This is a genomic window from Thioclava sediminum (genome assembly GCF_002020355.1).
GTDB classification, from domain to species: Bacteria; Pseudomonadota; Alphaproteobacteria; order Rhodobacterales; family Rhodobacteraceae; genus Thioclava; species Thioclava sediminum.
Genome location: NZ_MPZV01000005.1, coordinates 219,036 through 235,964 on the forward strand (window position 1 = coordinate 219,036; position 16,929 = coordinate 235,964).

Consider the following 16,929-nt stretch of genomic DNA (forward strand, 5'->3'; position numbering starts at 1 on the left):
CTGTTCCCTTGAATTCTCCTCTAAGGCGAGGCTACGGGCGAACATGTCCTGCGACAACTTACAACTATGTGTTGTGTCGCTATATTGACAAATCACCCAAACGGGAGCTCGCGATGCGCGCGCGAGAGCGCTGCAGATGGCGCCCCCTGGCCACCCGGCGACTGCGCTCTTCGCGCCACAGCCCTGTCGGCACATTTCGGCAAGATCCCGGCAATACGCGCTAAAGATTGACGAAAATTAATACGCGACATAGCGTCAACATCAGGGAGCAGAGACTCGCGCATTATTTTACCAATTGCCCCACGGGGATTTTCAGACGATTTTCTTTGATGCGTCCGAGCCACGCTGCAATTTCAGTGGGGACAACAAGATATGTTCAGGGCATTGACGCTGAGCGGTCGCATTGCATGCGCCGTCAATCAGGCATCCAACCGGTTTTCTCGCATAACGCGAATTTCGACCCTCCGAATTTTCATTTTGCGACTTCTGGCGGGTGTGCTTCTGACAACCGCCGGGGCGAGCGCCTCTCTGGCCGCCTGCGGCACCGGCACGACGCTGTTATTGGATGGCGGGCAGGGGTCGACAAAGACGCTCAACGTGAGTGCGGAATGTCTCGATGTCCAATATGGCCTCTATGACGCGACGGGGGTCAACGCGAACGCCTATTGGCCGATCCAGGGCGACACGGTTAATAATCAGATCACGAGCCAGACCTTCACGGATCCGAATTCAGGCGCGGTGATCACGGTATCCCCGAATCTCGACACAAGCACCGGCACCTATATTTTCCCGACTTACACGGTCACTCTGGACACCGCTCCGACGACCTATCCGGCCAGCGGAGTTCCGGTCACGCTCTATTACGCATCGGGCATCTCCTCGGGCGGAAATACCACAACCAATACCACCTACACCGTCACATTCACCTTCCCGGCCCCCGCGACCGCGCCGGATGCGCCGACGAATGTCTCGGCCTCGGCCGGCGATAGCAGCGCGCAGGTCAGCTTCTCCGCCCCGGCCTCGAATGGCGGCGACCCGATCACCGGCTATACCGCGACCTCCTCGCCGGGCGGGTTCACCGGAACCGGGACCACTTCTCCGATCGCGGTGAACGGCCTCACGAACGGCACCAGCTATACTTTCACCGTCACCGCGACGAATAACTTCGGGACGAGCTCGGCCTCCAGCCCCTCGAACGCGGTTACGCCGAAGGCTGCACAGACGATCACCTTCGCCAATCCGGGCGCGCAGAATTACGGCACCTCGCCGACGCTGAGCGCAACCGCCTCGTCCGGCCTGACGGTCAGCTTCTCGTCGACCACCACCGGTGTCTGCACGATCACCTCGGGCGGTGCACTGACATTCGTCTCGGCGGGCACCTGCTCGGTCGATGCAGATCAGGCGGGCAATAACGCCTATAACGCCGCCCCGACCGTCACGCAGAGCTTCGCCGTGAACGCGGCCGCGCCGGGCGCACCCACGATCGGCACCGCGACGGCAGGCGATAGCCAAGCCGAAGTCAGCTTCACCGCGCCCGCCTCCGACGGCGGCGCGACGATCACCGGATACACCGTGACCTCCACGCAGGGCGGGCTCACCGGAACCGGGGCCAGCTCGCCGATCACGGTGAACGGCCTCACGAACGGCACCAGCTATACCTTCACCGTCACCGCGACGAATAACTTCGGGACAAGCCCGGCTTCCAGCGCCTCGAACGCGGTGACCCCGAAGGCGGCTCAGACGATCACCTTCACCAACCCGGGTGCGCAAACCTACGGCACCTCGCCGACGCTGAGCGCAACCGCTTCGTCCGGCCTGACGGTCAGCTTCTCTTCGACCACCACCGGTGTCTGCACGATCACCTCGGGCGGTGCACTGACATTCGTCTCGGCGGGCACCTGCTCGATCGATGCCGATCAGGGGGGCAATGGCAGCTATCTTGCGGCGCAAACCGTCACGCAGAGCTTCACGGTCAACCCGACCACGGCCCCGCCGCCCACCAATGTCACAGCCGTCGCCGGCGTCGAGAGCGCCACCGTGAGCTTCACCCCACCCACCGACAGCGGGGGCGCGCCGATCCAGGATTACACAGTGGTGTCTTCACCTGGAAACAAAACCGCGAATGGCACCGGCACGTCGATCACCGTCAACGGATTGACCGCCGGTACGGCTTATACGTTCACGGTCAGCGCCGATAACGGCTACGGATCGGCCGGGTTCTCAGCGCCCTCGAACAGCGTCACGCCGACGGCGGGCCAAACCATCAGTTTCGCCAATCCGGGCGCGCAGGATTACGGCACCTCGCCGACGCTGAACGCAACCGCGTCCTCCGGCCTGCCGGTCAGCTTCTCGTCGACCACAACCGGGGTCTGCACCATCACCGCAGGTGGCGCGCTGACCTTCGCCTCGACCGGCACCTGCTCGATCGACGCCGATCAGGCGGGCGACAGCACCTATAACCCCGCCCCGACCGTCACGCAGAGCTTCGCCGTGAACGCGGTCGTGCCGGGCGCGCCGACGATCGGCACCGCGACGGCGGGAGATGGACAGGCCGAGATCAGCTTCACCCCGCCCGGTTCCGATGGCGGCGCGACGATCACCGGATACACCGTGACCTCCACACCGGGCGGGTTCACCGGAACTGGGACCAGTTCACCGATCACGGTGAACGGCCTCACGAACGGAACCAGCTACAACTTCACCGTCACCGCGACCAACTCTGCGGGCACCGGCCCGGCCTCGGCCGCGTCGAACAGCGTCTCGCCGCTGGCGGCGCCGACCGCGAATGCCGTGAGCCTCACCGCAGGATATGGCTCGACCGACAACGCGGTGCCGCTGAACTTCTCCGGCGGCGCGGCGACATCGGTCACGGTCGCCTCCGGGCCCAGCCACGGCTCGACCAAGGTGAGCGGCACCACGATCAGCTATACGCCCACGGCGGGCTATCACGGCGCGGACAGCTTCACCTATACCGGCACGAACGCGACGGGCACATCCGCCCCCGCGACGGTCACGATCACCGTCTCGGCTCCCACTTTCACCGTGACCTCGGGCGCGCTGTCGGATGGGCAGGTCGGCACGAGCTACTCGGCCACGCTGAGCGTCTCGGGCGGCACCGGGCCCTACACGTTCGACACAGCCGCGAAGACCGGCTCGTTCCCGCCGGGGCTGTCGCTCTCATCCACCGGGACTCTCAGCGGCACGCCCAGCGCCAATGGCAGCTACAGCTTCACCGTAAGCGGCCATGATGCCAGCACACCGAATGCGAGCTTCCAAAGCGCCACGATCACCATCGCGATCCAGCGCGCCGCCCCCACGATCACCGCGATCAGCCCGGCACAGGGGTCGGCCAGCGGCGGCACCTCCGTCACGCTGACGGGGAGCGATTTCAACGGCGCGACGGCGGTCAGCTTCGGGGGGGCACCTGCGAGCGGCTTCACCGTCAATTCCGACAGCCAGATCACCGCGACCGCGCCTTCGGGCACGGGCACGGTGCATGTAAGCGTGACCGCACCGGGCGGCACCTCGAGCGCCACCAGCGCGGATCAGTTCGCCTATCTGTCGAATGTCGCGACGCTCTCGGCGCTGAGCGTGAGCCAGGGCACGTTGAGCCCCGTGTTCAGTTCGGGCACGAGCGGCTATTCGGTGGACCTGCCCTATGGCACGGGCTCGATAACCGTCACGCCGACGGCCACGGATAGCGGCGCGAGCCTCACCGTGAACGGCAATGCGACCGCCTCGGGCAGCGCCTCGGCGCCAGTCTCGCTGGCGACGGGCGCGAACACGATCAGCGTGGCCGCCACCGCAGCCGATGGGATCGCGACGCAGAGCTACACGATCACCGCCACCGTGGCGCGCCAGACCGATACGATCACCTTCGCGCCGGTCAGTTCTCCGGTGCGGATCGGCAGTGCGCCTTTCGCAGCAACCGCGACGGCGAGCTCTGGCCTGACGGTGACGCTGAGCAACGCGACGCCGTCGGTCTGCACGCTCAGCGGCGCTGTGGTCACGCCGGTCGCGGCGGGTAGCTGCCAGATCACCGGCACGACCGCCGGCAATGCGAGCTACGCGCCGGGCAGCGCGACGCTGACGGTTCTGGTCGAGGTGGCCCCCGATCCGACACAGGATCCGGATGTGATCGGGATCGTGACCGCGCAGAACACGATGGCGATGCAATTCGCCCGCACGCAGATCGGGAACTTCTCCTCGCATCTCGAAGCGCTGCGCGACGGCAATGGCCTGCGCGACAGTTTCGGCGCGCGTCTCGGCATTCCCAGCGTGACCCGCGCGCGCGGTTTTGCCGACCCGGTCGATCCGTTCGAGAACCAGACCGGTCGCACGCCCGCGCCGAGCCGAGGGGCTACGCGTGGCGCAGCTCCCACGCCGACCCCATCCGTCTCGACCAGCGGCGCCTCCGAAAACCTGTTCGGCCCGCAAACCGCGATCTGGACGGCGGGCACGCTGAACCTGACGAAGGACGGCGCGATCGACCTCCATAGCAACGGGCTCAGCGCGGGTCTCGACTACCAACCCAGCGCGGACGCGATCCTCGGGCTCGGGCTTGGCTATGGCAACGGGCACTCGGATATCGGCAGCGATGGTTCGAAGACCAGTGGGCATAGCGTGAACGCGGTGGTCTACGGGACCTTCCGCACCGGCGAACGCGGCTTTGTCGATGTGCTGGCGGGCTATGGCACGCTGGGCTTCGACAGTCGCCGCGCGATCTCGGGCGGGCCGGATATGGCCTATGGTTCGCGCGATGGCTCTCAGGTCTTCGCACAGGTCCGCACCGGGATGGAGTTCCGGCAGGATAACTGGATGCTCTCGCCCTATGCGGGGATGCAGGTGATCTCGGGGCATCTGAATGCCTTTACCGAGCGCACTGCGGACCCGGCCGATGCGCTGAGCTTCGACCGTCAAAGCTTCGGCTCGACCCAGTTCGACTTTGGCCTGCGCGGTGGCTTCACCCAAAAAACGAGCTTCGGGACGGTCTCGCCGAACTTCCGGCTGGAATATAACCGGGTGCTGAACCGCGATATCGCCGCGGGGATGAGCTATGCGGATCTGGTGAACGGCTCGCAATATGTGCTGAACCTGCCGCAATCCGATCAGAACCTGCTGACGATCGGGCTGGGCACGAGTATCGCCTTCGAGGGCGGCACGCAGCTCAGCATCGACCTGCGCAATACCTCGGGGTCGAACAGCCACAGCAACAGCATCTCGCTGAGACTGTCCAAGCAGTTCTGAAGCGGGAGACAGCCGAAAACCAAACGGGGCGAGGATATGTATCCTCGCCCCGTTCCTGTTTCAGCCTGACGCCCTGGGATCAACGATAGACCAGCTGGGGCAGCCCGTGGGCAGGCTTATGCTTTCGCCTGCGCAGTCATTTGCTTTTTTTGGCTTCAACTCACCCGGCTCAGCCGCATTTGGAGTGGCCGCAATCGGCGCAGGTCATGCAGCCTTCGACCATCCGCAGAGCGTAGGAGCCACAGGACGGACAGGCTTTGCCGCGGGGGGCTTCGCCGATGGCCATGCGGTCGGCCTCGGGGTCGGATTTCAGGCCCAGCCCTTCGCCTTCGAGGAAGCCGATCGAGATCATGTGACGCTCGATCACGCCGCCGATCGCCGCGAGGATGGAGGGGATATATTTGCCCTGCATCCAGGCCCCGCCGCGCGGATCGAATACGGCTTTGAGCTCCTCGACCACGAAGGAGACATCGCCGCCGCGCCGGAACACCGCCGAGATCATCCGGGTCAGCGCCACGGTCCAGGCGAAATGCTCCATGTTCTTCGAGTTGATGAAGACCTCGAAGGGGCGGCGGTGTCCGCCCTGGACGATGTCGTTGATCGTGATGTAGATCGCGTGTTCCGAACCCGGCCACTTGATCTTGTAGGTCGAGCCTTCGAGTGCTGCCGGACGGTCCAGCGGCTCGGTCAGGTAGACCACATCGGCGCCCTCATCGACTTCCGGCGCATCTTCGGACTTCTCGGAAACGCTGAGAACCGAACCGGTCACGTCGTTCGGACGGTAGGTGGTGCAGCCTTTGCAGCCGGTGTCCCACGCTTCCATATAGACCGATTTGAACGCCTCGAAGGGGATATCCTCGGGGCAGTTGATGGTCTTGGAGATCGAGCTGTCGATCCATTTCTGCGCTGCCGCCTGCATCCGGACGTGATCCATCGGGGCAAGCGTCTGGGCATTGACGAAATAGTCGGGCAGCGGTTTGTCCCCGAACTTGTCGCGCCACATCTGCACCGCGTAATCGACAACCTCTTCCTCGGTGCGCGAGCCGTCGGGCTGCAGCACCTTGCGCTTGTAGGCATAGGCGAAGACCGGCTCGATACCGCTGGAGACGTTGCCCGCATAAAGCGAAATGGTTCCCGTGGGTGCGATCGAGGTCAGCAGCGCGTTGCGGATGCCGTGCTCGCGGATCGCCTCGCGGACGTCGTCATCCATCTGCATCATGTTGCCCGAGGCAAGGTATTTCTCGGCATCGAACAGCGGGAACGCACCTTTTTCCTTCGCAAGATCGACCGAGGCGAGATAGCTCGCCCGCGCGATCTGCTTCATCCAGGCTTCGGTCTGCGCCGCCGCTTCTTCCGAGCCATAGCGCAGGCCCAGCATCAGGAGCGCGTCGGCGAGACCGGTCACGCCCAGACCGATGCGGCGCTTGTTCTGCGCCTCTTCGCGCTGCTGCTCCAGCGGGAAGCGCGAGGCGTCGACCACATTGTCCATCATGCGGATCGCAAGACGCACCATCTCGTCGAGCTGCTCCGGGTCCAGACCTGCATCGGCCTCGAACGGGTTCGTCACCAGCCGCGCAAGGTTGATCGAGCCCAGCAGACACGCGCCATAGGGCGGCAGGGGCTGCTCGCCGCAGGGATTGGTCGCGGCGATCTGCTCGACATAGTTGAGGTTGTTCATCTTGTTGATGCGGTCGATGAAGATTACGCCCGGCTCGGCATAGTCATAGGTCGCACGCATGATCTTGTTCCACAAATCGCGGGCGTTCAGCGTGTGATAGACCTTGTCGCCGTATTTCAGATCCCACGGGCCATCGGCCTTCACGGCCTCCATGAAGGCGTCGGTCACCAGCACGGACAGGTTGAACATCCGCAGCCGCGCCGAATCCTGCTTGGCGGTGATGAAGCTCTCGATATCGGGGTGATCGCAGCGCATCGTCGCCATCATCGCGCCGCGACGCGAGCCTGCCGACATGATCGTGCGGCACATCGCATCCCAGACGTCCATGAAGCTCAGCGGCCCCGACGCATCGGCAGCGACGCCCTTCACCTCGGCGCCACGCGGGCGGATGGTCGAGAAATCGTAGCCGATTCCCCCGCCCTGCTGCATCGTCAGCGCGGCTTCCTTGAGCATGTCGAAGATGCCGCCCATGTTGTCAGGGATCGTTCCCATGACGAAGCAGTTGAACAGCGTCACGGCGCGGCCCGTGCCGGCACCGGCAGCGATCCGGCCTGCGGGGAGATATTTGAAATCTTCCAGCGCGCCGTAGAATTTCTCTTCCCATTTCGCGGGCTTATCCTCGACCTCGGCCAAGGCGCGCGCGATCCGACGCCAGCTATCCTCAACGGTCGCGTCGATCGGGGTCCCGTCCTGTTCCTTCAGACGGTATTTCATGTCCCAGATCTGTTCGGCAATCGGGGCGGCAAAACGGCTCATGAGGTCCTCGCTGGCAGCAGTTCGAGTGAGGTAAAAATCGAAAGCCCCCTCCGCATATCGTGCGTCGGGGGCGGGCTGACACTATACCTAAGGCCTCTTCGCATGACCAGACGCAAATCGGACATTGCCGTCGCGGGAGCGAAAACCTAATTAAGAGGCATGGGTGACAAAGTGGTGAATCTGATCAAACTGTGCGTCGGCGCCGAGAAGGTCGAGGACCTGATCGCGTGGCAGGCCAGCCGCTATGGCAAAGGCCCGGCTATGCATGTGACGCGCATGTGGCCGAAGCGCGCGGACGAGATCCTGAGTGGCGGGTCGCTATACTGGGTCTTCAAGGGCGCGGTGCTGGCACGTCAACGCATTCTGGAACTGTCCGAAGTGATGGGCGCGGACGGGATCGCGCGCTGCGCGATCGTGCTTGACCGCGAGGTTGTCCGCACGGAGGCCCTGTCGCGCCGCCCCTTCCAGGGCTGGCGCTACCTGAGCCCCGAGGATGCGCCCCGCGATCTGCCGAAAGGTCGCGACCGCGAAGAGGCCCTGCCCCGCGAGCTTGCCGTGGCGCTGTCGGAAATCGGCCTGCGTTAAGAGGCGAGCCAGCTTTCCGCCTCTCCTTGCGCGGTGAAGATGCGAAATGCGCCGCCCTCGCCCTGCATGCTCGCCTCGGAGCGCATATCCTCCGGCACGACCAGCGCACAGCGCCCAGCCTGACCGTCTTCGCAGCTTTGACGCAGCCCGCCGATCAGTTCCGCCATGTAGCCATCGAAGCGCGGCGCGACGACCACCATCATCCGATCCGCGGCCCCGACGAGGCGCATCGCCTCGGTCACATCATGTTTAAGAACAGTGCCGGAGGCGATCAGACCGACCACACCTGCGGGGCTTTTCTCCATCGACTCGATCATCGTGGAATTCCTTTGTTCGAACACCAAAAGGCGAGGCGCTGCGCCCGCCTATAAGCTGAACGGAAGGATGATCGGCGCGGTTCCGGCCACAGGCGCGACCGTTACCACACCGTTACCACGTGGCAAGCTCAGCCGCGCAGCGATTGCACCCGCGCGACAAGCTGCCGGGTGGAGCCGTCCTTGCCCTCGCCCGCATCCTCGCCCTTCAGCACCGGCGCCAGCGCCAGCGCCAGCTCCTTGCCCAGTTCCACGCCCCATTGGTCGAAGCTGTTGATACCGAGGATCACGCCCTCGACGAACACGCGGTGCTCATAAAGCGCGACGATCCCGCCGAAGACCTCGGGGGTCAGTTTCGGATAAAGCAGCGTGGTCGACGGGCGCGAGCCCGGGAAGACGCGGTGCCGCGCCTGACGGTCCAGCTCGTCTCCCTCGAAGCCCTTCTTGCGCATGATCTCGGTCGCCTCGGCCAGCGAGCGCCCGCGCATCAGCGCCTCGGATTGCGCCAGACAGTTGGCCACGAGCAGCGTATGCTGATGCGCCAGATCGGGCTCATGCCCCTCGGCGGCGACCATGAATTCGCACGGAATGACCCGCGTGCCTTGATGGATCAGCTGGTAGAACGCGTGCTGTCCGTTGGTGCCCGGTTCGCCCCAGACGACCGGCCCGGAATTGTAAGGCAGGTCCTTGCCATCCATGCTGACGCGCTTGCCGTTGCTCTCCATCTCCAACTGCTGGAGATAGGCCGGCAGCCGTGCAAGCCGTTGATCATAGGGCAGAACCGCGCGCGTGGCGTAGTCGCAGAACTGGTTGTGCCAGATACCGACCAGCGCCAGCAGCACCGGCAGGTTGTCCTTGAACTCAGCGTCGCGGAAATGCGCATCCATCGTGGCGGCGCCCTTGAGGAACCCCGCGAAACCCTCCGACCCGATCGCGATCATCAGCGACAGCCCGATCGGCCCCCACATCGAATAACGCCCGCCGACCCAATCGGCGAAGCCGAAGACGCGGGCCTGATCGATCCCGAAGGCGGCGGTCTTCTCAGCAGAGGTCGAGAGCGCCGCGAATTGCTGGGCCGGGTCCGAGACCTTCTCGGCCATCCACCGCTTCGCGGTCTCGGCATTGGTCATCGTCTCGATCGTGGTGAAGGTCTTGGAGGCGACGATCACCAGCGTCGTCTCCGGGTTCAGACCGGCCAGCGTGTCATGGATATGCGCCCCGTCCACGTTGGAGACGAAATGGCAGCGCGGCCCGTCGTGATAGGGCGCGAGCGCGAGCGTCGCCATCGCCGGGCCCAGATCTGAGCCGCCGATGCCGATATTCACCACATCGCTGATTTTGCCGCCCTGCCCCGTGAACTTGCCCTCGCGGACATCGCGCGCAAACGCTTCCATCCGGGCATAGGTCGCGCGGACCTCGGGCATGACGTTCTCGCCATCGACGAACACATCCGTGTCGAGATTGCGCAGCGCGGTATGCAGCACCGCGCGACCCTCGGTGTCGTTGATCTTCTCACCGGTGAACATCGCCTCGGCGCGGGCCGCGACATCCTTCACCTCGGCCAGTTTCACCAGCAGATCGAGCGTCTCCGCATCGATATTGGTCTTGGAGAAATCGAACAAAAACGGCCCGGTTTCGCGGCTGAATCCGCCTGCGCGATTGTCCTTTTCGAACAATTCTCCGATTCTGCGGGATTGTACGGATTGCGCCTTGTCGAGGAGGTCTTGCCAGATGGTCATCGCTTGCTCTGCCCAGTTATTCAGCCCAGTGAACGGTCGCGTCCTTGAGAACGGCGCGCACCGGCGCCTGTTCCACAGGGAGCCTTTCGGCTTTTTCGATCGCCTCGCGCTTCTCCGCGCCGGTGATCAGGATATGCGTATACATCGCGTCGCGCAGCACGGGCGCGGACAGGGTGATACGCGGCTCGCCCGCAGCTTCGGCCCGCATCGGCAGCAATATCGGCGCATCATTCGACAGCGCCTCTTTCAGCCGGTCGGCGCCCGGAAACAGGCTCGCGGTGTGCATATCCGCGCCCATGCCCAAAAGGAGGACGGAGATCGGCAGATGCGGCGCGATGCCTTCGGCCAGTTCTTCCATCTTGTCCTCGGGACGTTCCGCCTCGGCATAGAGCGGCACCAGTGTCGCCGCTGCCGCCCGCCCCTTCAGGAGCCGCGCACGGATCAGGCGCGTGTTCGACCGCTCCGAGGTCTCGGGCACCCAACGCTCGTCATTGAGGAGCACCGCGACCTTCGACCAGTCCAGATCAATGTCGGAAAGGATGTCGAAGATCGGACCGGGCGTCGATCCGCCGGGCACCGACAAGGTCGCCCGGCCCTCGTTGTTGATCGACGCACGCAACTGGCTTGCGATGCGATCCGCAAGCCCCATCATCAGCATCTCGCGATCGGGATAACTCTCAAAATTCATTCACGAATCTCCCGCCAGCGGCGTCCGTCGCGATGCATCAGCATCAGCGCGTCATCCGGCCCCGACGCGCCGCTGTCATAGGTTTGAGGTTTGTCGCCACGCGCCTCCCAACCCTCGATGATCGGGTCGGTCCAGGCCCAGGCCGCCTCGACCTCGTCGCCGCGCATGAACAGCGTCTGGTTGCCCCGGATCACGTCCATGATCAGGCGTTCATAGGCGTCGGTGATGTCGGCCTCGTCGCCCAGAGCTTCCGCGAAGGACATGTCGAGCGGCACCTGCACGAGGCGCATCCCGCCCGGCCCCGGCTCCTTGATCATCATCTTCAGGTTCATGCCCTCATTGGGCTGCAGCCGGATCACCAGCACGTTCTCGCGCCACTCGCCTTCGGCTTCGTCGAAGATCTGGTGCGGCGGCTCTTTGAAGGTGATCGCGATCTCGGAGGTGCGGGCACGCAGCCGCTTGCCGGTGCGCAGATAGAAGGGCGTATTCACCCAGCGCCAGTTCGCGACATGGCATTTCATCGCGATATAGCTCTCGGTCGTCGACTCCGGATCCTCGGCATCTTCGAGATAGCCGGGCGCATCCTTGCTGGCCGCGTATTGGCCACGCACGATATCGGCGGGCTGGACGGGCTGGAGTGCGCGGATCACCTTGAGCTTTTCGTCGCGCACCGCATCGGGATCGAAGTGGTAGGGCGGCTCCATCGCGATCAGGCACAGAAGCTGCATCATGTGGTTCTGCACCATGTCGCGCATCGCGCCCGACTTGTCATAATACGACCCACGACCGCCCACACCGACCGTTTCAGCCACGGTAATTTGCACATGATCAACGAATTGGCTGTTCCAGAGCGGCTCGAACAGGATGTTGGCGAAGCGCACCGCCATCAGGTTCTGCACGGTCTCTTTGCCGAGGTAATGGTCGATCCGGTAGATCTGCGTCTCGTCGAAATACTCCGCCAGCGCCGCGTTGAGCGCCTTGGCCGAGGCGAGGTCGCGCCCGAACGGTTTCTCGACCACGATCCGCGCCTCCGGACCCGCGATACCGCGCGTGTGGAGGCGCTCGGCCAGATCTCCGAATAGCGCTGGTGCCACCGAGAAGTAGAACGCATTGACGGTATCGTCGCGGACTTTCGACTTCAGATCGTCCCAGCCGCCATCGCCTTTCGCGTCGATCGCGACATAGTCGAGCATCGGCAGGAAGCCGTCCAGCGCGCCTTCGTCGTCGCATTTATTGCCGCCGAATTCGGCGATCGCGGCGCGGGTCTGGTCGCGGAACTCCTCGGGGGTCATCTCCGAGCGCGCAGCCCCGATAATGGTGGATCCTTCGGGGATTTGACCGGCGCAATAGCGACGAAACAGGCCGGGGAGAATTTTGCGATTGGCGAGGTCGCCAGTGGCGCCGAAAATCACCAGATCGAAACGATCGACGGGAATGACGCGCGAAACCATGGGCTGCTCCGTGTTTGGGGTCCGTTAGCGCTAACGACCCCCTTTTACTCACCTTACCTGAACAAGTCTAGCATGGGAGCGACACGAGACAACGCGAGGGCGCAGATTAAGCGCTCTCACGCGAAAGAAACGCCTCAAGCGCCTGAATTTCCGGCACGATTTCTTCGGCCATACCATCTGCGAAAGTCGCGAAATCGGCGCGCGTTTCGGGCGGAACGGACAGAAGGACCGGAAAATCGGAGGCCATCGCTTGCGCGATCAGGTCACGACACCCGCGCCCTGCGGCCTCCTGTTTGCCGAATTTGTTGAGGATCACGATGGCGCCCGGTGGCGCCGTTTCGAGCGCATGACCGACCTGGGCGACGACCTCTTCGAGCGCGCCCGCATCGAGCGAACAGGCCCCCGCGCCCTGCCCCAGATCCTGCGAGATCGTGCGGGTTTCTCCCTCGGGCAAGAGGCGCAGATGCATCTCGCATTCGAACCGCTGCGGCACCTCGGCGCGCACCATGCCGATCACGTCGCGCCCTTGCGACAGCAGCCTTTCGGCGAGCTGGGCAAGGAGCTTGTCGGCCGCGCCGCGCTCTTGGCATGTGATGAACCCGATCATTGCGCCTGTTTGGCGAGGCTTTCGCGGGCGGTCAAGGGGCGACACCCGGACAGGCAGCGCGAGATCACGCCGCCAGTGCCTTGCCGAAGCGCGGCAGACGCGCGCGTTTCATCAGCGCCCGGATCGGCTGCGGCTCGCCCGAGAGGCGCTCGGCCTCGGCGCGCACGGCCTCGGTGATGGCGCGCATCTGCTCGGGATGTTCGGACAGAAGCTGCCAGAGGAAGCCGTCCGGATCGCGCCGTTCCAGCCCCTCGCCCGCCAAGGTCCCGCGCGGAAAATCCTGCGCGTTGAAGGTCAGGATCGCATCGGCACTACCCGCGATCGCCACGGCCAGCACATGAAGGTCATTCTCGTCGGGCAGCACCAGCCGCGCCTCGATCCCCGGCTGGGCGGAAATCTCGGCCTTCGGGAACCCCGCCCGCAAGAGCGCGATCTCGCCCCGCGCGATGGCCTCGTCGGCAGGCGCGCGGCGCGCAGCCGCACGCGCCCATTCCTCGAGGATGCGCGCCGACCAGAGCGGACGGTAGAGCTCCGCCTTCGCCGCCCCGATCAAGATCTCGCGCAGCACCGTCGGGTAGAGCACGCAGGCATCGAGCACGACCCGCATCAGTCGAGCCGGAAGAACAGGGATTTCAGATAGCCCGATTCCGCCAGCTGCGGCAGCATCGGGTGATCGGGCCCGGCATAACCGGTGTGAATGAGCTGCGCCGACCGCCCTGCCTTGCCGATGCCGCGCGTGCAGGCCGCGCGGAATTGCAACAGATCGGCGGCATGCGAGCAGGAGCACAGCACCAGATAGCCGCCCGGCTCGACCAGCGGCGCGGCCATGCGCGCGATCCGCTCATACGCGCGCAGCCCTGCCTGCAGCGCGGGCTTGGCGGGTGCGAAGGCGGGCGGATCGCAGATCACCAGATCAAAGCGCTCCCCTTCCCGGTCCAAAGCATCGAGCGTGTCGAACGCATCGCCCTGGCGCGTGGCGAACCGGTCCGCCATGCCCATCGCGGCCGCGCCCTTGGTCGCAAGATCCAGCGCCGGGGCCGAGGCATCGACCGACAGCGCCGACGTCGCACCTCCTGCCAGCGCGGCCAGCGCGAAGCCGCCCACATGGGAGAAGACGTCGAGGACTCGCGCGCCCTCCGCCAGCCTTGCGGCGAAAGCATGGTTCGGGCGCTGGTCATAGAACAGGCCCGTCTTCTGCCCGCCCATCAGATCGGCAAGATAGATCGCGCCATTCATCGGCACCTCGACCGGCGCCTCGATCCCACCGCGCAGGGTGAGCATTTCCTCGTCCAGCCCTTCGAGCGTGCGCGCCCGCCCCGCCGCGTTCTTGATGATCGTCGTGACGCCCGTCACCTCGGCCAGCGCGGCCTCGAGATCGGCGATCATGACCTCCGACCATGCCGCATTCGGCTGGATCACCGCCGCATCGCCGAAGCGGTCGATGATGACGCCGGGCAGCCCGTCCGCCTCGGCATGGACCAAACGATAGAACGGCGCATCGAACAGCCGCGCCCGCATCTCCAGCGCACGGGTGAGCTTCCCGGCGATCCAGTCGCGGTCGATCACCGCCTCGGCGTCGCGGCTCATCACCCGGCCGATGATCTTCGAGTTCGGGTTGACCGTCACCGTCGCGAGCGGACGGCGCTCGCCATCCTCCAGCGTCGCGATCGTGCCGGGCGCCAGCGCCTTGGTGCGCCGGTCCGTCACCAGCTCATCGGCATAAACCCAAGGAAAACCGTGGCGGATCGCGCGGGCCTCGGCCTTCGGGCGCAGCCGAACGGTCGGGCGGGTGGCGGTGTCTTCGGACTGGCTCATCGGATGCTCCTTGCGCGCGCTGTCTCAAGCGCCGCCTTCCTAGCGCCAAGCGACGGGGCGCGAAAGCCCTCGCGCTTGCCGCATCCCCGCTCTGCCCCAGATAATCGACAAAGGGAACGGGTTGCGGCGTTAGCGCTAACATGATAGCGAAGAAGCGACCGCGATCCGCGCCCGCTGCGCGAGCGGCCCGCAAGGGCTGCATGTTCCGCATCAGATGCATAGCAAGGAAAGGCCCCGCCGATGACCCTCGATGCCACAATCGCCCGTGTGACCGACCGAATCCGCGCCCGCTCCGAAGGCCCGCGCGGCGACTATCTTGCCCGGATGCAGGCGGCTGCCGATGCAGGCCCCGCCCGCGCGCATCTCAGCTGCGGCAATCAGGCCCACGCCTATGCGGCCATGGGCGAGGACAAGGACACGTTGGCAGGTGATCGCGCCCCCAATGTAGGCATCGTGACGGCCTATAACGACATGCTCTCGGCGCATCAGCCGTTCGAGACCTTCCCGCAGACGATCAAGGCCGCGCTGCGCGAGATCGGCGCCACCGCACAGGTCGCAGGCGGCGTGCCCGCGATGTGCGACGGGGTCACGCAGGGCCAGCCGGGGATGGACCTGTCACTCTTCTCGCGCGACGTGATCGCAATGGCTGCGGCGGTTTCTCTGAGCCACAACACCTTCGACGCGGCGCTCTACATGGGCGTTTGCGACAAGATCGTGCCCGGCCTGATCATGGCGGCGGCGACCTTCGGGCATATCCCGGCGATCTTCATCCCCGCGGGGCCGATGACCACCGGGCTGCCCAATGACGAGAAAGCCAAGGTGCGCCAGCAATTCGCAGCCGGCGAAGTCGGTCGCGATGCGCTCATGGCAGCCGAGATGGCCTCCTATCACGGCCCGGGCACCTGCACCTTCTACGGCACTGCGAACACCAACCAGATGCTGATGGAGTTCATGGGTCTGCACCTTCCGGGCGCATCCTTCGTGAACCCGAACACGCCGCTGCGCGAGGCACTGACGGTCGCAGGCGCGAAGCGCGCCGCCGAGATCACCGCGCTTGGCAACGACTACCGCCCGGCCTCGGAAGTGCTCGACGAGAAAGCCTTCGTGAACGGCATGGTCGGTCTGATGGCGACGGGTGGTTCGACCAACCACGTCCTGCACCTGCCCGCGATGGCGCGCGCCGCCGGGATCGTGCTCGATCTGGAAGATTTCGACGAGATTTCCTCGGTCGTGCCGCTGATGGCGAAGGTCTATCCGAACGGCCTCGCCGACGTGAACCACTTCCACGCGGCGGGCGGCCTGCAATTCATGATCCGCCACCTGCTGGAGGCAGGCCTGCTGCACGAGGACGCGAAGACCGTCGCGGGCGACGGCCTCACCCGCTACACCCAGGAGCCGAAGATCACCGAGGGCGGTCTGATCTGGGAAGAGTCCGATCCCGAGAGCCAGAACGAGAAAATCCTGCGCAAGCCCGCCGATCCGTTCCAGAAAACCGGCGGCCTCAAGCAGCTCGAAGGCAATCTCGGGCGCGGCGTGATCAAGGTCTCCGCCGTCAAGCCCGAGCGCCATGTGATCGAAGCGCCGGTCCGCGTCTTCAAGGAACAGCACGAGGTGAAGGACGCCTTCAAGAACGGTGAGTTCATCTCCGACACGATCGTCGTCGTGCGCTTCCAGGGGCCGAAAGCGAACGGGATGCCGGAGCTGCACTCGCTGACCCCGACCCTCGCCGTTCTGCAGGATCGCGGGCTGAAAGTGGCGCTGGTCACCGATGGCCGGATGTCGGGCGCCTCGGGCAAGGTCCCGGCGGCGATCCATGTCTCGCCGGAGGCCGCCGATGGCGGACCGCTTGCGAAGCTGCAGGACGGCGATATGGTGCGGCTCGACGCGACGACGGGCGAGCTGACCTGCCTGACCGAAGGTTTCGAGAGCCGCACGCCGGTCGTGCCCGACCTCAGCGGCAACCAGTTCGGCCTCGGCCGCGAGCTGTTCGGCGCCTTCCGCACCCATGTCGGCCCGTCCACCAAAGGCGCCTCCGTGGTGCTTTGAGTT

At 65.0% G+C, this 16,929-nt stretch carries 11 protein-coding genes; 3 read left to right on the top strand and 8 right to left on the bottom strand.

The annotated features are described in order from the left end of the window. The first annotated feature begins 495 nt into the window (after positions 1 to 495). Entirely contained in the window at positions 496 to 5,247 is a 4,752-nt protein-coding gene (locus BMI91_RS18710) for a fibronectin type III domain-containing protein (RefSeq protein ID WP_208607998.1), read from the top strand. Between the two features lie 169 nt (positions 5,248 to 5,416). Here the strand turns inward: BMI91_RS18710 and BMI91_RS18715 are convergent, their stop codons facing one another. Then, the gene (locus BMI91_RS18715; RefSeq protein WP_078606224.1) at positions 5,417 to 7,681 is read right to left on the bottom strand and encodes an adenosylcobalamin-dependent ribonucleoside-diphosphate reductase; all 2,265 of its coding nucleotides are present in this window, start codon (positions 7,679 to 7,681) and stop codon (positions 5,417 to 5,419) included. 159 nt (positions 7,682 to 7,840) lie between these two features. On the opposite strand from BMI91_RS18715, the gene BMI91_RS18720 reads away from it, so the two are divergent. Beyond that, positions 7,841 to 8,266, top strand: coding sequence for a DUF1489 family protein (locus BMI91_RS18720; RefSeq protein WP_078606225.1), 426 nt, complete (start codon positions 7,841 to 7,843; stop codon positions 8,264 to 8,266). On the opposite strand, the gene BMI91_RS18725 is transcribed toward BMI91_RS18720, so the two are convergent. From BMI91_RS18725 to BMI91_RS18755, 7 genes are all read right to left on the bottom strand, one after another. Beyond that, entirely contained in the window at positions 8,263 to 8,583 is a 321-nt protein-coding gene (locus BMI91_RS18725) for a hypothetical protein (protein WP_078601754.1), read from the bottom strand. The two genes, BMI91_RS18720 and BMI91_RS18725, sit on opposite strands and share 4 nt — an antisense overlap. Before the next feature lie 128 nt (positions 8,584 to 8,711). Continuing rightward, a complete protein-coding gene (gene pgi / locus BMI91_RS18730) occupies positions 8,712 to 10,319 on the bottom strand; it encodes a glucose-6-phosphate isomerase (protein WP_078606226.1) in 1,608 nt (535 codons plus the stop codon). Between the two features lie 16 nt (positions 10,320 to 10,335). Continuing rightward, on the bottom strand, positions 10,336 to 11,007 hold the full coding sequence (gene pgl / locus BMI91_RS18735) for a 6-phosphogluconolactonase (RefSeq protein WP_078606227.1): 672 nt from the start codon (positions 11,005 to 11,007) through the stop codon (positions 10,336 to 10,338). Further along, on the bottom strand, positions 11,004 to 12,458 hold the full coding sequence (gene zwf, locus BMI91_RS18740) for a glucose-6-phosphate dehydrogenase (protein ID WP_078601751.1): 1,455 nt from the start codon (positions 12,456 to 12,458) through the stop codon (positions 11,004 to 11,006). The genes pgl and zwf overlap by 4 nt, the downstream gene beginning before the upstream one ends. A gap of 106 nt (positions 12,459 to 12,564) precedes the next feature. Next, a complete protein-coding gene (locus tag BMI91_RS18745; RefSeq protein ID WP_078606228.1) occupies positions 12,565 to 13,065 on the bottom strand; it encodes a DUF2478 domain-containing protein in 501 nt (166 codons plus the stop codon). Between the two features lie 64 nt (positions 13,066 to 13,129). Continuing rightward, on the bottom strand, positions 13,130 to 13,672 hold the full coding sequence (locus BMI91_RS18750; RefSeq protein ID WP_078606229.1) for an RSP_2648 family PIN domain-containing protein: 543 nt from the start codon (positions 13,670 to 13,672) through the stop codon (positions 13,130 to 13,132). After that, positions 13,672 to 14,880: an RSP_2647 family RNA methyltransferase gene (locus BMI91_RS18755; RefSeq protein ID WP_078606230.1), complete on the bottom strand. Its 1,209-nt coding sequence runs from the start codon at positions 14,878 to 14,880 to the stop codon at positions 13,672 to 13,674. The genes BMI91_RS18750 and BMI91_RS18755 overlap by 1 nt, the downstream gene beginning before the upstream one ends. A 240-nt stretch (positions 14,881 to 15,120) precedes the next feature. On the opposite strand from BMI91_RS18755, the gene edd reads away from it, so the two are divergent. Next, complete coding sequence (gene edd / locus BMI91_RS18760) at positions 15,121 to 16,926, top strand: phosphogluconate dehydratase (protein ID WP_078606231.1); 1,806 nt, start codon at positions 15,121 to 15,123, stop codon at positions 16,924 to 16,926. Positions 16,927 to 16,929 lie beyond the last annotated feature (3 nt).

Coding starts and splice junctions, on each gene's coding strand:
- pgi (WP_078606226.1), bottom strand. CDS start 10,319: ATGACCATCTGGCAAGACCTCCTCGACAAGGCGCAATCCGTACAATCC.
- BMI91_RS18725 (WP_078601754.1), bottom strand. CDS start 8,583: ATGATCGAGTCGATGGAGAAAAGCCCCGCAGGTGTGGTCGGTCTGATC.
- BMI91_RS18720 (WP_078606225.1), top strand. CDS start 7,841: ATGGGTGACAAAGTGGTGAATCTGATCAAACTGTGCGTCGGCGCCGAG.
- zwf (WP_078601751.1), bottom strand. CDS start 12,458: ATGGTTTCGCGCGTCATTCCCGTCGATCGTTTCGATCTGGTGATTTTC.
- BMI91_RS18745 (WP_078606228.1), bottom strand. CDS start 13,065: ATGATCGGGTTCATCACATGCCAAGAGCGCGGCGCGGCCGACAAGCTC.
- BMI91_RS18750 (WP_078606229.1), bottom strand. CDS start 13,672: ATGCGGGTCGTGCTCGATGCCTGCGTGCTCTACCCGACGGTGCTGCGC.
- BMI91_RS18755 (WP_078606230.1), bottom strand. CDS start 14,880: ATGAGCCAGTCCGAAGACACCGCCACCCGCCCGACCGTTCGGCTGCGC.
- edd (WP_078606231.1), top strand. CDS start 15,121: ATGACCCTCGATGCCACAATCGCCCGTGTGACCGACCGAATCCGCGCC.
- BMI91_RS18715 (WP_078606224.1), bottom strand. CDS start 7,681: ATGAGCCGTTTTGCCGCCCCGATTGCCGAACAGATCTGGGACATGAAA.
- pgl (WP_078606227.1), bottom strand. CDS start 11,007: ATGAATTTTGAGAGTTATCCCGATCGCGAGATGCTGATGATGGGGCTT.